The following is a 22,774-nucleotide window of genomic DNA, read 5'->3' as shown; positions in this document are numbered from 1 at the left end:
TATTATTTTGAACAAAAATACTATTTTTTTTGATTGAAATTCAAGTTAACACAATTTACATTATTACTAACGCAAATTTATTTATATTAGAATATCAACTCTGTTTATTTTAAAATAATAAAAAAAGACTGACGAAATAGTCAGTCTTTCAGTTATAGTTTAAATTATTCTATATTTTTAAGTAATATCCATCCTGTTTTTACAGTAAGTTCTTTACTTGCAGGATCTTCAAAGGTTACCTGATACCAATACGTTGAAGTAGGAAGCTTTTTGCCCTGGAAATATCCGTCCCAATATGGGTTGATCTTCGCTGCTTTAAACACTTCTCTTCCATATCGGTCGAAAACCTGTCCGCTGAAATCTTTATAATTAACTACACCGCTGAAATCAATGACATCATTAATATTATCACCGTTTGGAGTAATTACATTTTTCATCACGAATGTAAAGAATTCAAGGAAACCTACACAGCTGGTAAATTTAACCCTAACTCTGATCGAAATGACTTTATTTTTAGGTACATTATTAAATACATTGGAAGACTGCCAGGTAACTCCGTTATCTACTGAATATTCCAGAATACCGTTACTTGGATTGCTTGCTGTAACGATCATAACTCCATTCTCACTATAATCTACTTTTATTACTTCAGGGATTACGGCTTTAATAACCTGAGTTTTGAACTCTTTTGAACAAACTCCGTTACTGATCGTTACTGAATATTCTCCAGGAGTAGCTACTGTAATGCTTTGACTTGTTTCTCCTGAACTCCACTGATATGTATATCCAGGACCTGAACCTGCATCCAGAACAATTTTATCGCCCTGACAGATGTGTCCTCCTTTCAAGTTTGAAACAATGGCCGGAACTACTTCAATGGTAATACGTGCCGGCTGAAGAGATTTACATCCCTGTGCTCCTATAGCATATACGGTATAGGTGGTAGTCTGAGTAGGGCTTACGGTTCTTATTCCTCCGGTGGTACTTGCAGAATCACTCCATTGGTATGTTACTCCTCCGGTAGCTGTAAGCAATACGGATTCTCCGGCACAGATTTTCAATCTTGGTGCGGTAAGTAAAGCTGTTGGTGTTTCTTCTTTTCTTAAAGTTAATGTTGCAATCTTACTACAGAAAGCTCCATTGGAAACCAGTACGTATAATATCTGTCCATCTGTACCAGCATAGTTGGTCAGATTGGTGATATAGCTGTTATTTTGGGCCTGTGCATCAGCCTGATTTGCATAGAAACGGAATACGGCTCCCTGCGTTGTACTGATCAAAGGTTTTGCTGTTTCCAGATTAAAACTGGTAATTGCAGGTGTTGTACAGAGCTTAAGTTCGGCATTCTGTACAGTAGGGCTCGTTCCTCCGATAATGGTAATAGTAGCTTCACTTGGACACTGATTTCCCGGAACCATTACTTTTACCGTATAAACTCCTGGTTGGGTAGCTACATACACAGCACTGGTTGCCCCTGGAATAGCCACTCCATCTTTATACCACTGATAAGTCATCCCTGGAATTGCTGCTACCTGTGCCTTTAACTGTTTCGGAGTATTATCACACATGTTGATAGTGCCTGGTAACACTACTCCAGCTTCGTCAACAATTTTAATTCCCACGTCAAAAGATCCTCCTTCCAAGAAAACTGCAGAGTCATGGGAAGGGTCTTTTGCATCTGCCAATACCATTTTGAAATGATAAGTCTGTCCCGGAATTACATCTGCAATAGCTGTTAAGGGAGTTGTTCTTCCAAAATAATTGATCACTAAGTGTGGATTCGCCAATGCTCCAAAATAACTTGCATTGATAGGTCCACAACTGAATCCGTTTCCTGCAGGAACAATATTGGTTGCACTTACAGGTCCTGCACCTCCCGGTAATACAGCAAGATTAGTATAGGTAGGATCTCCAACTTTCTTTAACAAAAGAGCAAATGCATCAGAATATCCTGTACAAGGATAGTTGGAAGTATATTCATCTGAAACGAATATATAATTAAATTTTACCTGGTTTGAATTCGGAACGAAATCAAATTCAAGAGCTACGGCATCCGTTAAGCTGACATTGGCTCCGGTAGCTGCTACAAGATCCGCATCACTTCCTGTTCCTACTGATTGTCCAACCGCAGCCACATAATTATTACCTGCTTCGGAAGCATATCCTGTAGTCAGGACAATCCCGTCTGTAAAAGGAAAATTGGTTGTTCCTTTATGAAAATATCCCCAGAATCTGTTACTGTTGCCTACTTCATGATTAGGAGACACAGTAACGTTGGTAACATTGGCTGTTGTACAATTGGTACCGCCATTGATCAAAATATTCTTTACCAACTGCTCTGGCGTATAGTTTGAAGGCGTATAAGGAGGTACATTCACATCAATGAATGCTCCGGCCCTGAGAGCTGCAGCAGAAGGTTTTATCTTTTCTGATTTTCTGACAGGCCTCGTTTGAGAAAATGCAGAAGCAGAAATCAATAAAAAAGAAAAAAGGAAAAAATAGTTTTTTAGTCTATAGATTAACATTTTGTTTTCATTTGTTCAAATGTAGCAAAAATAATCATACTAATTCACCCTCACCTATTACTATTTTCTATTTCTACATCTACATTCATAATGAATTTTTCTTATCGTTACATTTTCCATAAATCATTAAACCCAAAAATTCGGACATAAAAAAACAGATCAATGTTATTGATCTGTTTATATTTTAATTGTCATTATTCCGGCAGTTTATCATCTTTTTTCAATTGATCTATTTCATTCTGCAACTGGGAGATAATATCTTTTAACGCTTTAATTTCGTTCTTGTTCGAGCTTACATTGCTCTTGAGTATTACGTTTTTCGCTCTTTCATTATGGTCTTCTTCATCTTCGTCTTCATTGATTTCTTCAATATCCTCACTGATTTCCTCAATATCTTCCTGAATATCTTCTATATCCTCGTTGATCTCTTCAATGTCTTCACTGATTTCCTCAATATCCTCGCTGATTTCCTCAATATCTTCCTGAATGTCTTCGATATCTTCCTGGATATCTTCAATTTTCTCGTGGCTTTTATTCACAGACATCTGAATGAAGATTGCCAGATAAATAGCTTCCAGAGAAAGTACCGTCGTCAGGATAAGAAGCATTTTATCAAAATCAACAATATTCAGCATCGGAAGCAAAAACGAAGTAAGAAACAAGAGGGTATGCACAACCAGAGACTGGATAGATCCAATCCATGAAGTAATACTGTCTGCTATTTTTTCAAGAACTTCTGTTTTTTCGTTATATTTTTTCATCCTTTATATTTTTACAACAGTTCCTTTGTCACTCCTAATCCAAACAATGCAAAGTCATATTTTGCAGGGTCTTTTTCATCAAATTTTCTGATGGCAATATCAAGCTCTTCTACTGTCTTCCAATCATTCTGTGTTCGGGAAACCAAGCCTAATTTTCTGGAAATATTTCCGGTATGCACATCCAGAGGAATGGAAAGATTTTTCTGATCTATATTCTCCCAGATGCCAAAATCTACTCCTCTTTTATCTTTACGTACCATCCATCTCAAAAACATAATAATCCTTTTGGCAGAGGAATTTTTATAAGGTGAACTGATGTGTTTATGGCTTCTGTGTTTTTCTGTTTCCAGGAAACCACTTCTGAATCTTTCTATTGCGTGCAGAAAGTTATTCTCTGTTTTGTTGACTTCAAATAGACTTTCCAGGCTTTCATTTTCTTTATAAATTCTGTTGAACTGTCTGATGAAATAGGAAAAATCCTGTCCATTGAACGTTCTGTGAATGCTTTTATCCTGAATACTTTCCAGATCTCTTTCTGAATAATTCATTACAAAATCATAGGGAGAATTCCCCATAATATCAAGCATTTTATCTGCAGAATTAATGATCGACTTTCTGTTTCCCCAGGAGATTGTGGCTGCCAGAAATCCTGCAATTTCAATGTCCTGTTTTAAAGAAAAACGATGCGGAATCTGTATCGGGTCATTTTCAATAAAATCAGGAGCGTTATACTGATCTGCTTTTTCGTTGAGAAAATCTCTGAGCTCTTCAAATTTCAACATATTCATACTAAATCTTTACACTCTCCAATGCTTTTGGTAAAAATGTATTGGGAAATATTTCTCTGGCTTCATCAGTAAATACTGTCAGATCTCCATATCTGTTGGAAAAGTGACCTAAAATCAACTTTCCAACCTGAGCTTTCTGAGCAATGGTAGCTGCTTCCAAAGCTGTAGTGTGTCCTGTATAATCTGCCATTTCCTTCAAATCATGTAAAAATGTAGATTCATGATACAGAACCGTTACATTCTTAATAATAGGAATCACACTTTCAAGATAACGGGTATCACTGCAAAACGCATAGGATACTGATGGAGCGGGATCAACAGTCAGAATTTCATTTTTAAGGACATAACCATCGCTTAGTACAAAATCTTTTCCTGCTTTGATATTATGATAATCGCAGGTTTCAATTTCGCTGTACTTGGCAATCTCTTTCATATTAAGATGTCTGTCTTTCGGTTTTTCTTTAAAAAGATACCCATTACAGTAAATCCTATGATCCAACGGAATAGTGTAGACTTCTACCCTGTTATCCTCATATATTTTTTCAGAATAATCTTTATCCAGTTCATGATAAATCACTTCAAAACCTCGATGGGTTTCTGTAATCTGAAAAATGGTTTCCATCATCTTCTTAATTCCTTTAGGACCATAAACATGCAAAGGCATATCTCTTCCTAAAAGACGGAAAGAAGCTATAAGCCCCGGAAGTCCGAAACAATGATCTCCATGAAGATGGGAGATAAAAATATGATTGATTTTTGAAAATCTTGCTTTTGCCTTTCTCAGCTGTACCTGTGTACCTTCTCCACAATCGATCAGGAAGAGTCTTTCTTCCATTTCCAGCAGCTGTGCTGTGGGTGATGTATTGATGGTTGGAATCGCAGAGTTAAAACCTAATATTGTTAAATAAGTACTCAAATCAATAATTTATGATAACAAATGTACAACAGAAAATATAAATGGGGATTTCGTCCTGATATTTAAACTTAATCAGTTACTTTTAAAAAATCCATAAATAGGTCTAATGCCTGTTTACGGTGGCTGATCTTGTTTTTGTCTTCAGGATCCATTTCTGCAAAGGTTCTTTCATATCCTTCAGGAACAAAAATCGGATCATATCCGAATCCTTTAAAGCCTTTATTTTCTGTCAATAAATTTCCATGAACTCTGCCTTCAAAATATTGAGCACCGTTTTCATCATAGTAGCAAAGAACCGTCACAAAATAAGCCTTTCTGTTTTCAATTCCCTGCATTTCTTCCAATACCTTTTCGATATTTTTTGCGAAATCATGATCTCCGGCATAACGGGCTGAGAAAATTCCCGGTCTTCCGTCCAAAGATTCTACAACCAAACCACTGTCATCTCCCAAGCTTGGAACACCTGTTTTTTCAAAGCAATATTTGGCCTTGATCAGGGCATTGGCATGAAAAGAATCTCCATCTTCTACAATTTCTTCGTGAATATTATAATCGGTAAGGCTCTTCACCACGCAATCACTTCCCAGTATCTGTTGGATTTCTTCTTTTTTATGTTCGTTGTGTGTAGCTACTAATAATTCCATTTCTATATTCATTTTCAATTTTACTTTTTTAATCGGGTTACTTACATTTCAGCATAATGTACTTTATACTTTTTCATAAAAAGATAATAAAACAAAGAGAAAAGTACAATTCCAACAGCTAGTACAAGCCATTCTGAAACATGAAGAACCTTTGCAAAACTCTCATCTTTACCATAAAGAACCAATAACGACAGTGTTAAATTATTAAACGCATGCAGCAATATCGGCATCAGTAAAGACTTTGTTTTATGATAGACTAATCCCAATACGCAGCCCAGCATCACTGCGCTGATAAACTGCCACGGATTTCCATGAACAACTCCAAAAATAATGGAAGCATACAGAATCGCCTTCCATGGTTCTACTCCTTTATTGATCAATCCTTTCTGGATAATTCCTCTGAAAATAATTTCCTCAAAAATAGGAGCCATAATCACGGTCATAATAATCATTACAACAGGATTATCTGTCAATTGACTCATCAATTGGGTAAAATATTCATAAAATTCACCGAAAAACGGTCCTGTGGTTGGGATCTGAGCGGCAATAAATTCGGAAATAAACATCATCCCCGCCATCATTGGAAAGATGAGAAGATAGGTAGAAAAATTAACCGATGATAAGTTAAAATTAAGCTTCTTTTGAGTGGTACGTCTTACAATAAAAAAATCGAAGAAGGCAATAGCTGTAAGAAATCCTACAGAATTTGCTACCATCAGAAACCAGTCTTTCAATTCAATATTTTCTCTGAAAACAACTTTCCAAAAAGTGCTGAATAAAGAAACTGCCATTGTTCCCACGAATAATCCAACCACCAAAACTACACCTCCAAACCATGTGAACGTAAACTTCGGATATTTGCTATTTCCCATCCTTTCTCTGTAAAAGTTTATGAAAAACAAAGATAATTTTTTTGACTGCTACAGGCAACTAAAAAAGGAATTTCTTATTTTCGTTCCTTTATCCATGAACATCACAAAATGAATACAGAACCTCCGTTTCAAAAAATTGAGTCTACAACCAACAGATTGATGACTGTTGTTCTGAATGTGCTTTTCTTTGTGATCTTTATTCCTTTCGCTTTGCTTTTTGTTTTAGGTCCTGCTTACGGAATTTACAAAAGAGGATTAGAGGCAATGCTGTACCCTGCCCTAATCGGCTGGGGACTTTCATTGTTGATTTTAATTCCTGCAATCCGTTATTATATTATTAAGAGAAAAAAACTAGCCCATACAATTGTGGTTGATGAAACCGGTCTCTTATTTTATAATTCAAGAAATGAAATTGCAGATCAGATCCTCTACACAGATCTCCGGCCTTCAACACAGGATTTTGATATTTACACAGTCAATCCGGTGGGATCAGGAATCGCTCCTTTACTGGAGGTAACAATTCTATCAGATAAAAAAGACGAGACTACAAGACGTATTGATATGAATCTTCCTTTGAGAGTGGTAAAAAACAAATCTACTTTGTATGCCCATTTCCTACATGGTATTGTTACTTTTCGTCCTGATTTGAAGGTAGATCCTCTCGTTTTCCGAAGCTATACTATTGATACGGAAACATGGAAAGTGAACAGCAAAGGGATTTCGTTGGGAGGCTGGCTTTTAATGCTGGCCGCACTTATTATTACAGCACTTATATGCGGGCTTGTTTTTTTGTTAACTTAAGCTAAGAATTAATATGATTGAAAAATTCCAGACTATAGAATCTAAAATCAATACACCCATTACTTATTTTCTAATGGGAATTCTCTGGATCGCTGTCATTCTGATTATGGTGGTAATCGGGGTTGTTTTCAATCTTATTTACAATAATTTCAGGCAATATCTGGAACATAATCTTGGCATTTTTTTCACGCTTCTTATTGCCCAACTGTTTCTTATATTTTGTTGTATCGCTTTGATAATGGCTTTAACTTACAGAAAAAAACAAAAGATACGAAAAGCGGTTGTGGATGAAAATGGGGTTACGTTCTATAACTATCAGAATGTAATCATTGAAACTATATTATATCACGACCTTAAGCCTGCTCGAAACTCATCCACTGATGTACATGTTTTCAACACCCAGACCGTAAAATCTGGCAAAACGACATTGCAGGTCTACCTGAAAAATAAAGCGGGAGAAATTGGACCAACACGTGTTGATTTTAATTTTGAACTGGTAATTTTAAGTAACCAATATGATCTGTACCGTCATTTTCTAAAAGGGATTCAACACTTTCGTCCGGATCTGAAAATAAGTCAACAAACGATTAATCAGTACAATCTTAGTTCAGAACCACAAAAAACAGAATTTGGAATATTTGAATATATCATGGCAGCCATTGTTATTCTGATTGCTACCGGACTGATGTATATTTTTATGTTGCTAATAAAAATAATAGTCTGATAAGCTGCATTGAAGAAAAGCCAGCTATTGCCGGTTCATAGTTATATTCATCATTCTGAAACCTGAATATCCTTCTATTATTCTGTCTAATTAATATTGTCTTCATTTAAATTTGAAAACCTCGTAAAAAATCACGATTTTTGCAACTTCAAAATACGATATGTCAGACTTAATCAAAGAAATACAAAAAAGAAAGACCTTCGGGATCATTTCCCACCCGGATGCCGGAAAAACAACTCTTACAGAAAAGTTACTTCTTTTCGGGGGAGCAATTCAGGAAGCGGGTGCGGTAAAATCCAACAAAATAAAAAAAGGAGCTACCTCCGACTTTATGGAAATTGAAAGACAGAGAGGAATCTCTGTAGCGACTTCCGTATTGGCTTTTGAATATAGAGACCACAAAATCAACATCCTCGATACTCCCGGTCACAAAGACTTTGCTGAAGATACTTACAGAACATTAACTGCTGTAGACTCCGTAATCGTTGTAATTGACGTTGCAAAAGGGGTTGAGGAACAGACTGAAAAACTGGTTCAGGTTTGTAGAATGAGAAACATTCCTATGTTGGTTTTCATTAATAAATTGGACCGTGAAGGTAAAGATGCTTTCGATCTTTTGGATGAAGTAGAACAGAAACTGGGATTAACTGTTTGCCCGCTTTCTCTACCAATTGGTATGGGAAGTGACTTCCAGGGAATTTATAATATCTGGGAAGACAATATTCAGTTATTCTTAGAAGAGAAAAAGCAGAAAGTTGGAGATTCTATTAAGTTTGATGATATCAATGATACATCTATTGATGACGTAATTGGTGAAAAGGCTGCTAAAACTTTAAGAGAAGAGCTTGATCTGATCCAGTCTGTTTATCCTGAGTTTAACCGTGAGGATTATATGAATGGTGATCTTCAGCCTGTATTCTTCGGTTCTGCTTTAAATAACTTTGGAGTACGTGAATTATTGAATGCTTTCATTGATATTGCTCCAATGCCACAACCTAAGGAAAGTGATACCCGTCTGGTAAAACCTGAAGAAAGTACTTTCACAGGATTTGTGTTTAAAATCCATGCGAATATGGATCCTAAACACAGAGACAGACTTGCTTTCGTAAAGATTGTTTCAGGAACCTTCAAGAGAAACGAAAACTATTTACTGGTAAGAGAAGGTAAAAAAATGAAATTCTCCTCTCCTAACGCATTCTTTGCTGATAAAAAAGAAGTGGTGGAAGAAAGTTTCCCTGGTGATATCGTTGGTTTACATGATACGGGAAGTTTCAGAATCGGAGATACATTGACTGGTGGAGAAAAACTAAGCTTCAAAGGAATTCCAAGCTTCTCTCCAGAACATTTCCGTTATATCAACAACAATGATCCGTTGAAAGCTAAGCAATTGGCGAAAGGTATTGATCAGCTGATGGATGAAGGAGTTGCACAGTTATTTACGCTTGAAATGAATAACAGAAAGATCATTGGAACGGTTGGAGCCCTTCAGTACGAAGTTATCCAATACCGTCTAGAGCATGAATATGGTGCAAAATGTACTTATGAACCGCTATCTATGCACAAAGCATGTTGGGTAGAAGCTGATGAGAAGTCTGAAGAATTCAAAGAATTTGCAAGATTAAAGCAGAGATTCCTGGCGAGAGATAAATACAATCAATTGGTATTCCTTGCTGACTCTTCTTTCACGATTCACATGACGCAGGAGAAATTCCCGAATGTAAAATTACACTTCATCAGTGAGTTCAGAGAAAACTAAATAAAAGACAAAATCGCAAAAAGGCGAAATTGTTTACAATATAGATCCGCAGAAGTTTCTGCGGATTTTTTTATGCTTTAATTATATAGCATAATTTAAACTACAGTAGATTCCTACGGAATGACATACTGAGCGCTGCAATTTATCCACACACTTTGTCATTCCGTAGGAATCTACCCATCAATAACATGTTCAATTAATAAGCATTTTGCTATTAAACAAAACTAAATACTTTGTAAATCTTTTGTAAAACAAATACAAAACATTGAAAATATAACAGTTACTATTTTACCAGCACAATACATTTCATTTACAATCTTTACAAGAACTTCCCTTCTAATTTTACTTCATCAAAAAAATTAATCTTATGAAAAAGTTCATCTTACTCGTTGCTGTATCAAGCACTTTCATTATGTGTAAAAAAGCGGAAGCTACACAGGATAAAATACATGAAGCAATCCATTCAGCCGACAGTGCGGCTACAGTTGCTACAAAAACCGTTGAAAATGCCAGTAAAACAGTAAACCAGGTTATGGATTCTGCCAGCATTAAAATAAAAGACTTTGAGAATACTAAAAATGACATCCAGGAAAAGATAGAACATACCTCCAAAATGGTAGATTCTTTATCTGATAAAATTGCCAATACAAAACTGGAATCAAAAATTGAGAAAAAAGATTCTATAGCAAAGAAATCTGAAAAAATTGCAGCAAAAACTTCAGCACCAAAGGTTATTAAAGAAACAAAAATCATTTATAAAGAAAAGCCTAAGAATGACAGTTACGAACTGAATATGCCTAAAGATAAAATGGTAAAATCAGGATATCTTTCTATAACCGCAGAGAATGTGGAAACGGTAAAGGAAATTATCAGGGAAGAAGCGAACAGAAATAACGGCTATATCAAAAGTGAAAATCTTTCTTATGTAGAATCTGCCAGCCCTCATGGAGAAGATCAAAAAATATACAGCCTTGACATCAAAGTTCCTATGCAGCATTTTGATGGATTAATGGACGCTATCAATAGCAATGTTGGAGATATTGATACAAAAGATATTCAGGTTTCAGGGCGAAACTACGCAGACAATACCATCTGTACAATCAATGTAAATATCAGCGATAAAGCTAAAACAGAAACAGAGCCTAAAACTTTTGGTGGAAAATCACTGGCTGCCATTGAATCCGGCTGGGATGTTATTACTTCCATATTCCTGTTTATCCTTCCATTATGGCCTTTATTCCTGATTGCCGGTATTGGATATTATTTCTATAAAAAGAAGAACAGAAACATTCCTAATAATGATTCTCACTAGGTTTCAATCTTTCCTCAGGGTAGATTTTTAATATTTTTTTAATGAGGTTTAGAATTGAAGTTCGATTCTTATGTTTAATTTTATCAAACGTAAAAGAAAGTGCTTGCTTATTAGAAAAATAACTCTTAACTTTAAGTATAAGCAAAATGTAAAGAATCTTCGTTGTGAAACAGGGTTCAAAAGAAATTTGGAAATTTTATTTCATATATTAATATTTTGTGATTTGGTGTAAAATAAGGCCCTCTATTGAGAGCCTTATTTGTTTTATTTCATATTCACTACTTTATCTACAATGAACTTTGTGTTTCCTCTCCAGGGAAGTGCGCCATTGTACTCTTTGTAATGCAGGTCAAAAGTTTTACCGCTGTTGGTTTCCAGTTGTTTGAAAACTTCGGGATCATCTACGGAAAATTCAAACTCATAGCTTGTAATTGTTCCTGTTTTTCCTCTTCCAAAGCCTTCCTGAATCAGCTTGCCTTCATAAGTTTTGAAAACATAACCTTTTTTCATAGCATAGTTCAGGTATCCGGATTTTACTCCTTCTCCGAAAACAAAATAGTACTTATACCAGACAAATACGCCCAGTAACAGCAGTACAACCCCAAGGGTGATCCACAAAGATTTTTTCATAGGTAGTGTGTTTTATAAAATGTTATTTTGCGATGCTTCTGGAGATCACTATTTTCTGAATTTCAGAAGTTCCTTCATAGATCTGAGTGATTTTTGCATCTCTCATTAATCTTTCTACGTGGTATTCTTTCACATATCCGTATCCACCGTGGATCTGTACTGCTTCAATAGTAGTATCCATTGCCACTTGAGAAGAATATAATTTTGCCATAGCTCCGCTTTCAGAAATATCTTTCCCAGCATCTTTCTCACAAGCAGCTTTGAAACATAACATTCTTGCAGCAGTGATCTGAGTAGCCATATCAGCCAATTTGAATGCAATAGCCTGGTGGTTGATGATTTCAGTTTTGAAAGCTTTTCTTGTTTTAGCATATTTCAATGCCAGTTCGTAAGCACCTGAAGCAATTCCTAAAGCCTGAGAAGCAATACCAATTCTTCCTCCGTTCAATACTGCCATAGCAAAGTTGAACCCGAATCCGTCAGCACCGATTCTGTTTTCCTTCGGAACTTTTACGTTATTAAAGATCAAAGAGTGAGTATCACTTCCTCTGATTCCTAGTTTGTCTTCTTTTAATCCAATTTCAAATCCTTCCCATCCTCTTTCAACGATGAAAGCATTGATTCCTTTGTGCTTTTTCTCAGGATCTGTCTGTGCAATTACGATATAATAAGTAGCTGTTCCACCATTGGTGATCCAGTTTTTGATACCATTTAAAAGATAGTAATCTCCTTTGTCTTCAGCAGTAGTTTTCTGAGAAGTTGCATCAGAACCTGCTTCCGGCTCAGATAATGCAAATGCTCCAATTACCTGCCCGCTTGCCAGTGGAGTAAGATATTTTACTTTTTGCTCTTCAGAAGCGAATTTTTCAAGACCGGCACAAACCAATGAGTTGTTTACAGACATCACAACAGCTGCAGAAGCATCCACTTTTGCAATTTCTTCCATTGCAAGTACGTAAGAAACGCTATCCATACCTGCACCGCCGTATTTTGGATCTACCATCATTCCTAAAAGTCCCATTTCTCCCATTTTCTTCACCTGTTCTGCAGGGAATTTCTGGTCACGGTCTCTTTCAATCACTCCAGGTAAAAGTTCGTTCTGTGCAAAGTCTCTTGCTGCCTGCTGAATCATCAGCTGTTCTTCCGATAAATTAAAGTCCATAAAAAAAATAATTAGATAGCCGTAAATTTACACTTTTTAAGCAAATCTGAAAAAATAAATTAAAAGCGGGAAAAAGGCAGGTTTGGCGAGGTTTAATGATAATGGGATACGTGTTTAGGGATCTGAGATCATGGGTTAAGAAGACAATATAAAACAGATGGAAAAAAATAAACCTTTATAAAAGAATCATTGGAAATACAAAATCCCCACTTCAGGGCTTCCGGCCTCCTTTTTGATTCAAACTATTATGGTAAGCATTTAACTAATTCCTAATTATCACATTGAGATGTTTTCAATTAAAAAAAATGCTTATATTTAAATTTCTTTATAAATTACGTAAAAAATCATGACGATCAAGAGATTATTCGATATTCCACACTATGCTTTAGAAAAATATCCTAAAACGGATATGTTTGTAACAAAATATCATGGTGAGTGGAAAAAAACTTCTACACAGGAGTTTATTAATGAGGGAAATAAGATATCCAGAGGATTATTGAAGCTTGGTATAAAACCAGGTGATAAAATCGCTTTGATTACAACCAACTCCCGTACAGAATGGGCTATCATGGACTTTGGACTTTCTCAGATCGGCGTTGTTTCAGTACCGGTTTATCCAAGTATTTCTCCTGAAGATTATGAATTCATCTTCAATAATGCTGAAATTCAGTATTGTTTTGTTTCTGATAAAGAGCTGTTGAATAAAGTAATGAAAGTAAAGCATAATATCCCAAGTTTACAGGGAATTTTTACTTTTGATAATATCAGTGGAGCTGCCAACTGGAGAGAAATTCTGGATCTGGGTAAGGATGAATCTACCCAAATTGAAGTAGAAGACCTTTCCAATGCCATCAATACAGAAGATCTTGCAACCATTATTTATACTTCCGGAACTACAGGAAGACCAAAAGGAGTAATGCTTACGCATAATAATATTGTTTCAAACGTATTGGGAGCCATACCAAGAATTCCAAAGAAAAGAAGTCTGGATTACAAGGAAACAAGAGCATTAAGCTTCCTTCCCATCTGTCATATTTTTGAAAGAATGCTGTTCTATCTTTATCAGTACAACGGTTTTTCTCTTTATTTTGCTGAAAGCATCGAGAAAATGGGTGAAAATGTAAAAGAAGTGAAACCTCATTATATGACTGTAGTACCAAGACTGGTAGAAAAAGTATATGATAAAATCTACAATACTGGATCTTCAGCCGGAGGATTAAAATCAAAAATCTTCTTCTGGGCCCTGAACCTGATTACCAAAAAGAAAACCATTTCAAAACCGTCCGGGCTTCAGGAAATTATTGCTGACAAGCTTGTATTTTCTAAATGGAGAGAAGGTTTAGGTGGTGAAATTGTGACTTTGGTTTCAGGATCTGCAGCATTATCTACAAGACTTAACCTGATGTTCCAGAATGCTGGTATTCCAATTCTGGAAGGCTATGGCTTAACAGAAACTTCCCCTGTAATTTCTGTCAACAGCTTTGATAAAATGAAAGTGGGAACCGTAGGGATTCCATTGGATAATTTAAAAGTTAAAATTCAGGAAGACGGTGAAATTACAGTGAAAGGACCATCGGTATTCAAAGGATATTTCCAGAATGAAGAAATGACGAAAGAAGCTTTTACAGAGGATGGATTCTTTAAAACCGGAGACATTGGACATATCGACAGTGACGGATTTTTACAGATCACTGACCGTAAGAAAGAAATGTTCAAAACTTCCGGCGGAAAATATATTGCTCCACAGACTATTGAAAACTTAGCAAAAGCTTCAAAATTCATAGAGCAGATTATGGTTGTAGGTGATGGTGAAAAAATGCCGTGTGCTTTGGTACAGCCTGATTTTGAGTTTGCTAAAAACTGGGCTTTAAGAAATAATCTGAACATCGGTGCTACACCGGAAGAGATTGCAAAAAGCCCTGAATTGAAGCAAAGAATTGAAAAAGAGATCGACGGCATCAATGAGCACCTTGGAAACTGGGAGAAAATCAAAAAAATCGAGCTTACTCCTGAAATATGGAGCATTGAAAGCGGATTGCTTACTCCAACGTTAAAACTGAAAAGAAAAGCGGTAAAAGAGAAGTTTATTGCTTTGTATAATAAGATGTATGATCATCAGGAATAATTATTCAATGGAATTATTTAAGTATAAATTCATCTACCAATCCACTTTTGTTGGATTGGTATTTTTTATGTTTTCATGTAAACAACAGATTGAAAACACAAAATCAATAGCTGAGGAAAATATAGAAATTCCACAACTTTTATCAGATTCCACGTTAAAAGAGAAAACATTGAATGATTATATTCAAACTGCTGAAATCATAAAACCCAATGTAAAAAACGGGATTCCTTTTAACAAGCTTGATTATGATAAAATTATTGCTTATGATTTTGCTGGTGACGAAGAGACCTATCCTAATCCAATTGATAGAAAAGGAAAATTTATCCCTGTGATCCTGAGACAACAGTTTCTGACTCAAAAACAAGCCGATCAGATCCTATCTGCCTTAGCAAAAAATTCAAGCTATGGTGAGAGCTCTGCGGCATGTTTTCAACCTCATCTGGGATTAGTGTTTTTTAAAGACAATAAAAAAATCAATCAGATCAGTATTTGTTTAAGCTGTAACGCTTCAATTACAGAAATTGAAATTCCTGCCAGAATCCATAAAGTATTTAATAAGGGAACAGATAATGAGTATTCCTTTACTGGCTTCAAACCGTCTGGAAAAGCAGCAATCATCAAACTGTGTAAAGAGATTAATTTTCATTATGGAAACAAGAAAGAGTAATATATTAATAAAACAGATTGAAAAATAACTTTCTTTTTTATTTATAACGAAGTCCTTTATTTTGAATATTTTTATAGGTTTTGGCTAAAATTTCATTTTGATTAAACGGGCTAAAGCCCGTTCCTATTGATGATTTTCCATTGTTTTTTTCAACCTTAATGATTAACGCCAACTTTGTCATTCCATAGGAATCTATATCATATTAAAAGAATGTGCAAAGATTCCTACGAAATGAAAAGAACACCGTAAAAAATTAAACGGGCTAAAGCCCGTTTCTATTGAATACACAAAAAAAGCTGTCTCATTTCTGAAACAGCTTTTATATGTTTTAAAATCAATAATTAGAATTTAATTACAGATTTCATTCTTTCGTTTTCTTCCATTACCAACTCATCATCAACAAGGATTTTTCCAGAGTGCTCATCAATGATGATTTTCTTTCTCTGAGCAATTTCCATTTGCTTTTGAGGAGGAATAGTGAAGAAAGATCCTTTTGGAGCTCCTCTTTCTAATCCTACTACTGCAAGACCATTGATAGAGTTGGTTCTGATTCTGTTGTAAGAAGCTAATAATCTCTCATCAATTTTACCTGCGAATTCTTTAGACTGCTCTAAAAGATATTCTTCTTCTTTCTGCGTTTCAGAGATCAAACCATCCAATTCTTCTTTCTTGAATTTCAAGTGGCTTTTCAAATCATCGATCTTAGAGTTCAGTTCGCTTAAAGTTTCGTTTTTGTGAGCAATTTTAGCTCCGAATTCTTTAATTCTTTTTTCAGCAAGCTGAATTTCCAGATCCTGGAATTCCATTTCTTTCCCTAATGCTTCAAACTCTTTATTGTTTCTTACATTATCCTGCTGAGATTTGTATTTCTCAATTAAAGTTTTAGCATGGTTAATTACTTCATGCTTTGTTTTGATCTGATCGTCCTGATCTTTGATATCAGCATGAAATTTTTCAGCTCTTTTTTCAAGACCTTCAATCTCAATTTCAAGATCTTCAACTTCAATTGGCAATTCTCCTCTAGTATTTCGGATTTCATCCAATCTTGAATCAATGATCTGTAAATCGTATAAAGCTCTTAATTTTTCTTCAACTGAAATATCGTTGGTTTTTGCCATATTTAAATGAAATAATTTACTGGGTTTGTTTTTTCAATAGATTTTGAAATTGCAAATGTACTAAATTTTTGTGATAAAATTTCAAATAATTGTTGAGCAACAAATTGTTCTGATTCATAATGTCCTATATCACAGATCAGCATTTTAGACTCAGCCAGAAAATAGTCGTGATATTTAAGATCTCCGGTAAGGTAAGCATCACATTTCCTGGCTGCTGCAGATCGTATTCCACTTGCTCCTGAGCCTCCCAGAACCCCTACTCTTTTGATTTTTTTATTATTAAAAGAGGAATGTTTTATCACTTCCAAACCAAATTTTTCTTTTACAAATCCAAGGAAATCTTTTTCATCCATTTCTTCTTCCAGATCACCGTACATTCCCAAGCCGGCATGATGATTTTTATTATCCAGATTATAAACCTGATAGGCTACTTCTTCATAAGGATGTGCTGTCTTCATAGCACCCACAATCTGCCCTTGTTTAAAACCTTCAAAAATCACAGAGATCATATCTTCATCTGCATTTTCACGAACTCCCTGCTGTCCTGAAAACGGATTTGAACCTTCTACAGGCCTGAATGTTCCGTTACCATTCACTGTAAAACTGCATTCATCATAAAATCCGATATTTCCTGCTCCGGCTGAGAACATGGCTTCTTTTACTTTTTCTGAATAGTCTTTGGGAACAAAAACCGTCAACTGTTTTAAATTATTTTCTTTAGGCTGAAGAATTTTCATATTCTTTAGTCCCAACTGACTGCATATTCCATGGTTGACTCCAAAGAAATCATTATCAAATGCGGTGTGGATGGCATAGATGGCAACCTTATTTTCAATAGCTTTTAAAACTGCTCTCTCTACGTAGTTCTTCCCTGTTAAAGATTTTAATCCGGAAAATATAATGGGATGAAAGCACACAATCAGATTGCAGTTTCTCTCAATAGCTTCATCAACCACATTTTCCAACGCATCATGGCAAACCAGAATCCCTGACACATCGCGGTCGTAAACCCCGCAGAGTAATCCCACATTATCAAAATCTTCCGCCTGTCTGATACTTATTTCCTCTTCAATCTTTGCAATTACAGTTTTTAGCTTCATTAATTTTATATTTTACAGTTACAGCGAAGATATTAATTTTACGGGAAAAATTTCCACACCCATAAAAAAACCGGCTTTCATCAACCGGTTTTATTTTGATATTAAAAAAGACTGTTAATCTTTGAAAAGAGATACTCTTGTAAAGGATTCCACGACAACACCACAGTTGATATCAGACTCCATAAAAAGTTGATATCCTCTTCCCGGATCAAGACTTGCAGGGTCTGCAATGGTATAGAAATAAAAGGTAAGAATGTTACCCGTTCCACTTGAGCCACTTGGAACCAGCTGAATAGAGTTAATTTCAAAGCCTGAATCAGGATTTTTAAAAGTAGCTTTTATAGATCCTGAAGAATTGGATCCTGGAGTGATGGTAGCAATTACTCTCCATACATGTACTTGCCCGTAAATTTCATTTTCCCGCCATTTACCAGTTGCCGAGATATAGATATTACTGGTTACTCCGGGAAATGGAACAGTGGTTTCCGGCCAGCTTGTAGTAGGGCTTGCGGCAAATACTAGCGGAGTAGCATAAAGTACCTGTTGTCTTGGGCCGTAGCCGCTTCCTGCTGCACTTAAACTGAATGAGGGTTTTACATTTGCGTTTCCAGAATTGATTTTAACGACACCATCGTTACCAGCCTGAGAAGATGTGGGAACAAAAAGCTGTCTCCAGAGGGTACCGTCCCAATACTGGAAGTTATTTGTTGTCGTATTAAAAATAAGGGTTCCTGCAGTAAGGTTAGGGTTTACCACACCTGCAGGAGGTACTGTGGAAACATCGTTATCTGCCAGGTTGGTATCCCGGTCAGTATCTGTAAGACGAGGAATAAGAATTCCTTTTTGGTTGGAAACTATATCCAGTACTGAAGCCCCATTTGGCGCTGCAGTATTAATCCCAACCTGAGCATTAGCAAAACTGCTTATAATAAACAGAATAAACAAGGTTAAAATTTTTCTCATGATATAAAGCTTTTGTAGAATAAAATTACAAACTTGGACCAAAAAAATGTTAAAAATTTAATTTTTATATGTCATATTTTATTCGTATTTTACTAAATATAACATATTGAAAACCATGTAATTAATACAATATAATTCACTTTTTAATGATAGATTTTCCTTTAACATTTGCAAGATTCTTTTAACAATCATATATTTACCGTATACATTATAGAAATTATTAACTTCGCTGTGAAATAACCTTATATAAATGGAAAGAGAACATAATCTGATTCCTGAGGACACTTTATGGAAAAGATTCCTTTATCGTATAATTTATCGCTCCGATACGAAGCTTGGAAAACTGTTCGACATCATATTATTGTCATTGATTCTTGCCAGTACTGCTATTATTATGATGGAAAGTGTACCAAAGCTTGATAAAAGATTCCATTATACCTTTCTGATCCTCGAATGGATCATCTCTATTTTTTTTACAGCAGAATATTCTATGCGGATTGCGGTGGTAAAAAATAAACGGAATTATATATTCAGTTTTTTCGGAATTATAGATTTCCTGGCTCTTGTTCCTTTTTTTCTAAGCTTTATTTTCCCTGTTACTAAATATTTCCTGATTTTCAGAATGCTGAGAATGCTGAGAGTGTTCAGAATTTTCAACTTACTGGATTTTATGAATGACGGATATTTTATTGTAAGGGCTTTAAAAAACAGTTCAAGGAAAATTTACATCTTCCTTCTTTTTCTGATTATTTTCTCAGTTATTGTAGGATCGCTTATGTTTATGGTAGAAGGCGGAAGAGAAGGCTTTGAAACAATACCTCAATCCATCTATTGGGCAGTTGTTACAGTAACTACTGTAGGGTACGGTGATGTATCACCTATCACGCCTTTAGGAAAGTTCTTTGCTGTTATTCTTATGCTGGCGGGTTATTCCATTATTGCAGTTCCTACCGGTATTGTAACGGCCGAAATGAGAAACAAAAGACAGAACCTGGAAATAGTATGCGACCGCTGTGGTAATGATGATATTGATGATGATGCAAGGTATTGTAAGAAATGTGGCAAGAAATTAGCTTAATATTTGGTATAAGTAAAATTTATTCACCAAATACCACAAAATCATGGAACCAAAAAAGAAAAACAGACCGAATAGCTTAGTGATTATTCTTTTTGCATTGATCGTGCTGATGATCATCATCTACTTTATATTAGCAATGTTCTTCCCTACTGTTTTTGACCTTATGAATAAAGGAGAAATACAGCCTGTACCCAATAAATGATGAATAATGTGAAATACGCAATGGGGAATAATTTATAATCAACTAGAACTATAGAACAAAATAAAAAAGATGAGCAAAGTATTTTGCTCATCTTTTTTCATCAATATTTTTCAAATCAAATTCTATTCAATCTCCATAAAAAAAGACGGATCATCAATGACCCGCCTCCCTTTTTTTATTTAAATGATGAATTATTTTTTAATAGCTTTAATAGTCTGCTTGGATCCGTCTTTCATTTCAAGGGTTATTAAATAAACTCCTTGCATCAGATCTCTTAAATGGATTGTAGATTCAGGGTTGGTAATAGTTTTCACCAATCTTCCTGTAGCATCTGTCACCGTTACATTTTTAACATTTTTCACATCAGAGATATTCAATACATCCGTAAATGGATTAGGATAAAGCTGGATATTATTTTTCGCTTTAGCAACTTCTACTGTTGCCAGGTTCGCATTATTAATACTGATATCGTCAATATACAGATTATACTGGTCCGGATCTGAATAAGCATTAAATCCAAAGAAATACACTCCTGTTGTAGGCACTGTAAACGTTATAGATTCTGTATGAGCCATTTCATCATTGATTGAAGGATAATCTGCGATAGAACCTGTCATAGCTGCTGCAGCTGGTGAAGTTCCGTACGCTACCTTCAATTTTTCAACATAGGTTGATGAGTTATTACCATATTTATAACTGATGGTATACTGCACTCCTGCCGTCAAATTCAATCCTTGTGTAAAGAACCATGCATTACCAGAATTGGAAGAGTTATACTGATATTTCAACACATTGGTAGTGAATCCCTGGCTATCAGAAGGAGGATCCATTGTTTCCCAATCATTTCCTGTTCCCGCATTAACATTATTTGTGCAACCAGGCAGATCCGGAACAGTAACGTTTTCAAAATCTATTGTGTAAGGAATATTCGTACTTGAACATAATGTTGTAAAGGTAGCAGAATCACTCCATATACTTTTACTGGTTGCGCTACATGCAGATCTTACCCATACGTAATAAGGAGTGGAAGCAGCTAAACCTGGAATATTATAAGTGGTTGCTGTAACTCCTGTAAAGTTAGGGGTACTTGTTGCTGTAGGTGCTGTATTGGTTGTACTGTAATAAATATCATAGCCGTTAGCCGGAACCGGAGTGGCTGCTGCCCAGGAAACTGTAGCTCCTGCAGCGGTAATATTTGAAACAGCTAATGCATTAGGTTCACTACAAGCCGGTGCTACATCGATATTAATATCATCAACGTATAGTTTATTCATATTAGCATCAGAATAGGCCTGAAATCCAAAATAATACACGCCCGTTGTTGTTGGTGTGAAGTTCGCAAAAGCACTTGTTGCGGTGCTGATAACAACATCCGAGTGGTCCGCCAATGTATTGGTCATTCCCGCACTTGTAGCCGAAGTTCCGTAGGCTACTTTTAGTTTTTCAGCATATACAGTTCCTTCCGCATTGGCATATTTATATTTAATTCTATAGGTCACTCCTGCAGTAAGATTAATTCCGTTGGTAAAAAACCAGGTATTCGCATTCTCTGCATAGTCGTAAGAATACTGAAGAACATTTCCAGTAAATCCTTGAGCATCCAGATCACCTGTTTCCCACATATTTCCTGCCCCATCATTCACTACCGAGGTACAAGTTGGCATATCTGGTGGAGTTATACTTTCAAAATCCAATGCATAAGGCACTCCCACCGCAACACACGAGGTCATAAATGTGGCCATTTGAGACCATGCACTCTTATTAGAAGAACTGCATACAGAACGTACCCACACATGGTAAATAGTAGCTGGTGCAAGAGAAGGTAAATTTGTAGTCAATCCATTGATAGACCCTGAAACTACTGTTGCAGCAGTAGGATATGTACTGGAAGTTGAGTAATAATATTCATAACCACTTCCCGGAGCGGAAGCCGGAGCTGTCCATGCTACCTGAGCTGAATTTGCCGTAATAGCAGATACCGTTAAAGCAGATGGTGCAAAACAAGTCGGAACCGCCCCAATTACAACTGTATAATCATGAGCTTCTCCATATCCATCTGTATTACAAGGAATAGGATCTCCGGAGAACCTGTCTCCCACTCTCATTCTGTAAGTACCTGGAGTTACAGTTGAAGGAATTGTTATAAGTCCTGCTGTAATATTATCCCCTCCTACAAACGTACTGCTTGCAGAAGCTACAAGCTCCGGAGCTGCATCATCAAAAGTTCCATCGTTATTGAAATCTATCCAGATACGAACATTCTGATCACTGTAATCATGTTTAACGCTAAAATCATAACTTAAACCTGCACTGAGATTAATTGTCATAGAAGTATAATCTCCATAGGCATTAGTAGAACAACCTGTATTAGAATGATCAAATCCCGCTCCCGGAATTGCAAAAGTGTCTATCATATCCCCACCGCTACAGCCACTAGCGAACGCAGGCGTACAATAGGTTTGCGCAGAGGATAAAAAGCCAGTTATTAAGAAACCAACGAGTAAAAAATTTTTCATATAAATCAGTATTAGTTAATCAAATCTAGTGAAAATCAGCAATAAAAAAAATATTTTTTTCATCATATGACAACAAATACAAATTTTCTTTCAACAAAAGACAATTCACCTTAT

20 protein-coding genes are annotated in these 22,774 nt (G+C 35.8%); 8 read left to right on the top strand and 12 right to left on the bottom strand.

Features of this window, described 5'->3' with window-relative positions; all coding sequences use genetic code 11:
- Positions 1-164 precede the first annotated feature (164 nt).
- From ACKTTZ_RS15470 to ACKTTZ_RS15445, 6 genes are all read right to left on the bottom strand, one after another.
- Positions 165-2,525 (bottom strand): T9SS C-terminal target domain-containing protein, encoded by a 2,361-nt coding sequence (locus ACKTTZ_RS15470; RefSeq protein ID WP_034695319.1) that lies wholly within the window; start codon positions 2,523-2,525, stop codon positions 165-167.
- A gap of 194 nt (positions 2,526-2,719) precedes the next feature.
- Positions 2,720-3,286, bottom strand: coding sequence for a DUF1003 domain-containing protein (locus ACKTTZ_RS15465; RefSeq protein WP_034695317.1), 567 nt, complete (start codon positions 3,284-3,286; stop codon positions 2,720-2,722).
- Between the two features lie 11 nt (positions 3,287-3,297).
- The gene (locus ACKTTZ_RS15460; RefSeq protein WP_034695393.1) at positions 3,298-4,068 is read right to left on the bottom strand and encodes a TIGR02757 family protein; all 771 of its coding nucleotides are present in this window, start codon (positions 4,066-4,068) and stop codon (positions 3,298-3,300) included.
- Positions 4,069-4,075: 7 nt separating this feature from the next.
- Positions 4,076-4,990 (bottom strand): ribonuclease Z, encoded by a 915-nt coding sequence (locus ACKTTZ_RS15455; RefSeq protein WP_034695314.1) that lies wholly within the window; start codon positions 4,988-4,990, stop codon positions 4,076-4,078.
- 68 nt (positions 4,991-5,058) lie between these two features.
- Positions 5,059-5,634, bottom strand: a complete 576-nt coding sequence (gene rdgB / locus ACKTTZ_RS15450) for an RdgB/HAM1 family non-canonical purine NTP pyrophosphatase (protein ID WP_262916991.1) — start codon at positions 5,632-5,634, stop codon at positions 5,059-5,061.
- Positions 5,635-5,675: 41 nt separating this feature from the next.
- Entirely contained in the window at positions 5,676-6,506 is an 831-nt protein-coding gene (locus tag ACKTTZ_RS15445) for a lysostaphin resistance A-like protein (RefSeq protein WP_407845962.1), read from the bottom strand.
- 108 nt (positions 6,507-6,614) lie between these two features.
- On the opposite strand from ACKTTZ_RS15445, the gene ACKTTZ_RS15440 reads away from it, so the two are divergent.
- The 4 genes from ACKTTZ_RS15440 to ACKTTZ_RS15425 all read left to right on the top strand — a co-directional run bounded on the left by ACKTTZ_RS15440 (position 6,615) and on the right by ACKTTZ_RS15425 (position 11,099).
- Positions 6,615-7,307, top strand: coding sequence for a hypothetical protein (locus tag ACKTTZ_RS15440; protein WP_156106432.1), 693 nt, complete (start codon positions 6,615-6,617; stop codon positions 7,305-7,307).
- 13 nt (positions 7,308-7,320) lie between these two features.
- Positions 7,321-8,031, top strand: coding sequence for a hypothetical protein (locus ACKTTZ_RS15435; RefSeq protein ID WP_253318021.1), 711 nt, complete (start codon positions 7,321-7,323; stop codon positions 8,029-8,031).
- Between the two features lie 160 nt (positions 8,032-8,191).
- Positions 8,192-9,787, top strand: a complete 1,596-nt coding sequence (locus ACKTTZ_RS15430) for a peptide chain release factor 3 (protein ID WP_253318022.1) — start codon at positions 8,192-8,194, stop codon at positions 9,785-9,787.
- A 367-nt stretch (positions 9,788-10,154) separates the two neighbouring features.
- Positions 10,155-11,099 carry a DUF4349 domain-containing protein gene (locus tag ACKTTZ_RS15425; RefSeq protein ID WP_407845961.1) on the top strand — a complete coding sequence of 315 codons (945 nt, stop codon included), beginning with the start codon at positions 10,155-10,157 and terminating at the stop codon, positions 11,097-11,099.
- A gap of 264 nt (positions 11,100-11,363) precedes the next feature.
- On the opposite strand, the gene ACKTTZ_RS15420 is transcribed toward ACKTTZ_RS15425, so the two are convergent.
- Together ACKTTZ_RS15420 and ACKTTZ_RS15415 are read right to left on the bottom strand one after the other, a co-directional pair.
- Positions 11,364-11,729, bottom strand: coding sequence for a hypothetical protein (locus ACKTTZ_RS15420; RefSeq protein WP_034695305.1), 366 nt, complete (start codon positions 11,727-11,729; stop codon positions 11,364-11,366).
- A gap of 22 nt (positions 11,730-11,751) precedes the next feature.
- The gene (locus ACKTTZ_RS15415) at positions 11,752-12,891 is read right to left on the bottom strand and encodes an acyl-CoA dehydrogenase family protein (RefSeq protein ID WP_034695304.1); all 1,140 of its coding nucleotides are present in this window, start codon (positions 12,889-12,891) and stop codon (positions 11,752-11,754) included.
- A 346-nt stretch (positions 12,892-13,237) separates the two neighbouring features.
- Here ACKTTZ_RS15415 and ACKTTZ_RS15410 point away from each other — a divergent pair, with 346 nt between their 5' ends.
- Together ACKTTZ_RS15410 and ACKTTZ_RS15405 are read left to right on the top strand one after the other, a co-directional pair.
- On the top strand, positions 13,238-15,016 hold the full coding sequence (locus tag ACKTTZ_RS15410; protein WP_034695302.1) for a long-chain fatty acid--CoA ligase: 1,779 nt from the start codon (positions 13,238-13,240) through the stop codon (positions 15,014-15,016).
- A 7-nt stretch (positions 15,017-15,023) separates the two neighbouring features.
- Positions 15,024-15,683: a hypothetical protein gene (locus ACKTTZ_RS15405; protein ID WP_407845960.1), complete on the top strand. Its 660-nt coding sequence runs from the start codon at positions 15,024-15,026 to the stop codon at positions 15,681-15,683.
- 341 nt (positions 15,684-16,024) lie between these two features.
- Here ACKTTZ_RS15405 and ACKTTZ_RS15400 read toward each other — a convergent pair whose 3' ends face one another.
- The 3 genes from ACKTTZ_RS15400 to ACKTTZ_RS15390 form a co-directional block, all read right to left on the bottom strand.
- Positions 16,025-16,801 (bottom strand): zinc ribbon domain-containing protein, encoded by a 777-nt coding sequence (locus ACKTTZ_RS15400; protein ID WP_034695298.1) that lies wholly within the window; start codon positions 16,799-16,801, stop codon positions 16,025-16,027.
- Positions 16,802-16,803: 2 nt separating this feature from the next.
- The gene (locus tag ACKTTZ_RS15395) at positions 16,804-17,901 is read right to left on the bottom strand and encodes a Nif3-like dinuclear metal center hexameric protein (RefSeq protein WP_034695296.1); all 1,098 of its coding nucleotides are present in this window, start codon (positions 17,899-17,901) and stop codon (positions 16,804-16,806) included.
- A gap of 114 nt (positions 17,902-18,015) precedes the next feature.
- Complete coding sequence (locus ACKTTZ_RS15390; RefSeq protein WP_051934309.1) at positions 18,016-18,864, bottom strand: hypothetical protein; 849 nt, start codon at positions 18,862-18,864, stop codon at positions 18,016-18,018.
- 250 nt (positions 18,865-19,114) lie between these two features.
- On the opposite strand from ACKTTZ_RS15390, the gene ACKTTZ_RS15385 reads away from it, so the two are divergent.
- Entirely contained in the window at positions 19,115-19,942 is an 828-nt protein-coding gene (locus ACKTTZ_RS15385) for an ion transporter (RefSeq protein WP_253317196.1), read from the top strand.
- A gap of 43 nt (positions 19,943-19,985) precedes the next feature.
- Complete coding sequence (locus tag ACKTTZ_RS15380) at positions 19,986-20,144, top strand: hypothetical protein (RefSeq protein WP_156106430.1); 159 nt, start codon at positions 19,986-19,988, stop codon at positions 20,142-20,144.
- 191 nt (positions 20,145-20,335) lie between these two features.
- On the opposite strand, the gene ACKTTZ_RS15375 is transcribed toward ACKTTZ_RS15380, so the two are convergent.
- Positions 20,336-22,660, bottom strand: a complete 2,325-nt coding sequence (locus tag ACKTTZ_RS15375; RefSeq protein WP_081906433.1) for a GEVED domain-containing protein — start codon at positions 22,658-22,660, stop codon at positions 20,336-20,338.
- Positions 22,661-22,774: the final 114 nt, after the last annotated feature.

Origin of the sequence: Chryseobacterium sp. KCF3-3 (genome assembly GCF_045865955.1) — a bacterium.
Classification (GTDB): domain Bacteria; phylum Bacteroidota; class Bacteroidia; order Flavobacteriales; family Weeksellaceae; genus Chryseobacterium.
This window is presented reverse-complemented; position numbering and strand designations above follow the sequence as displayed.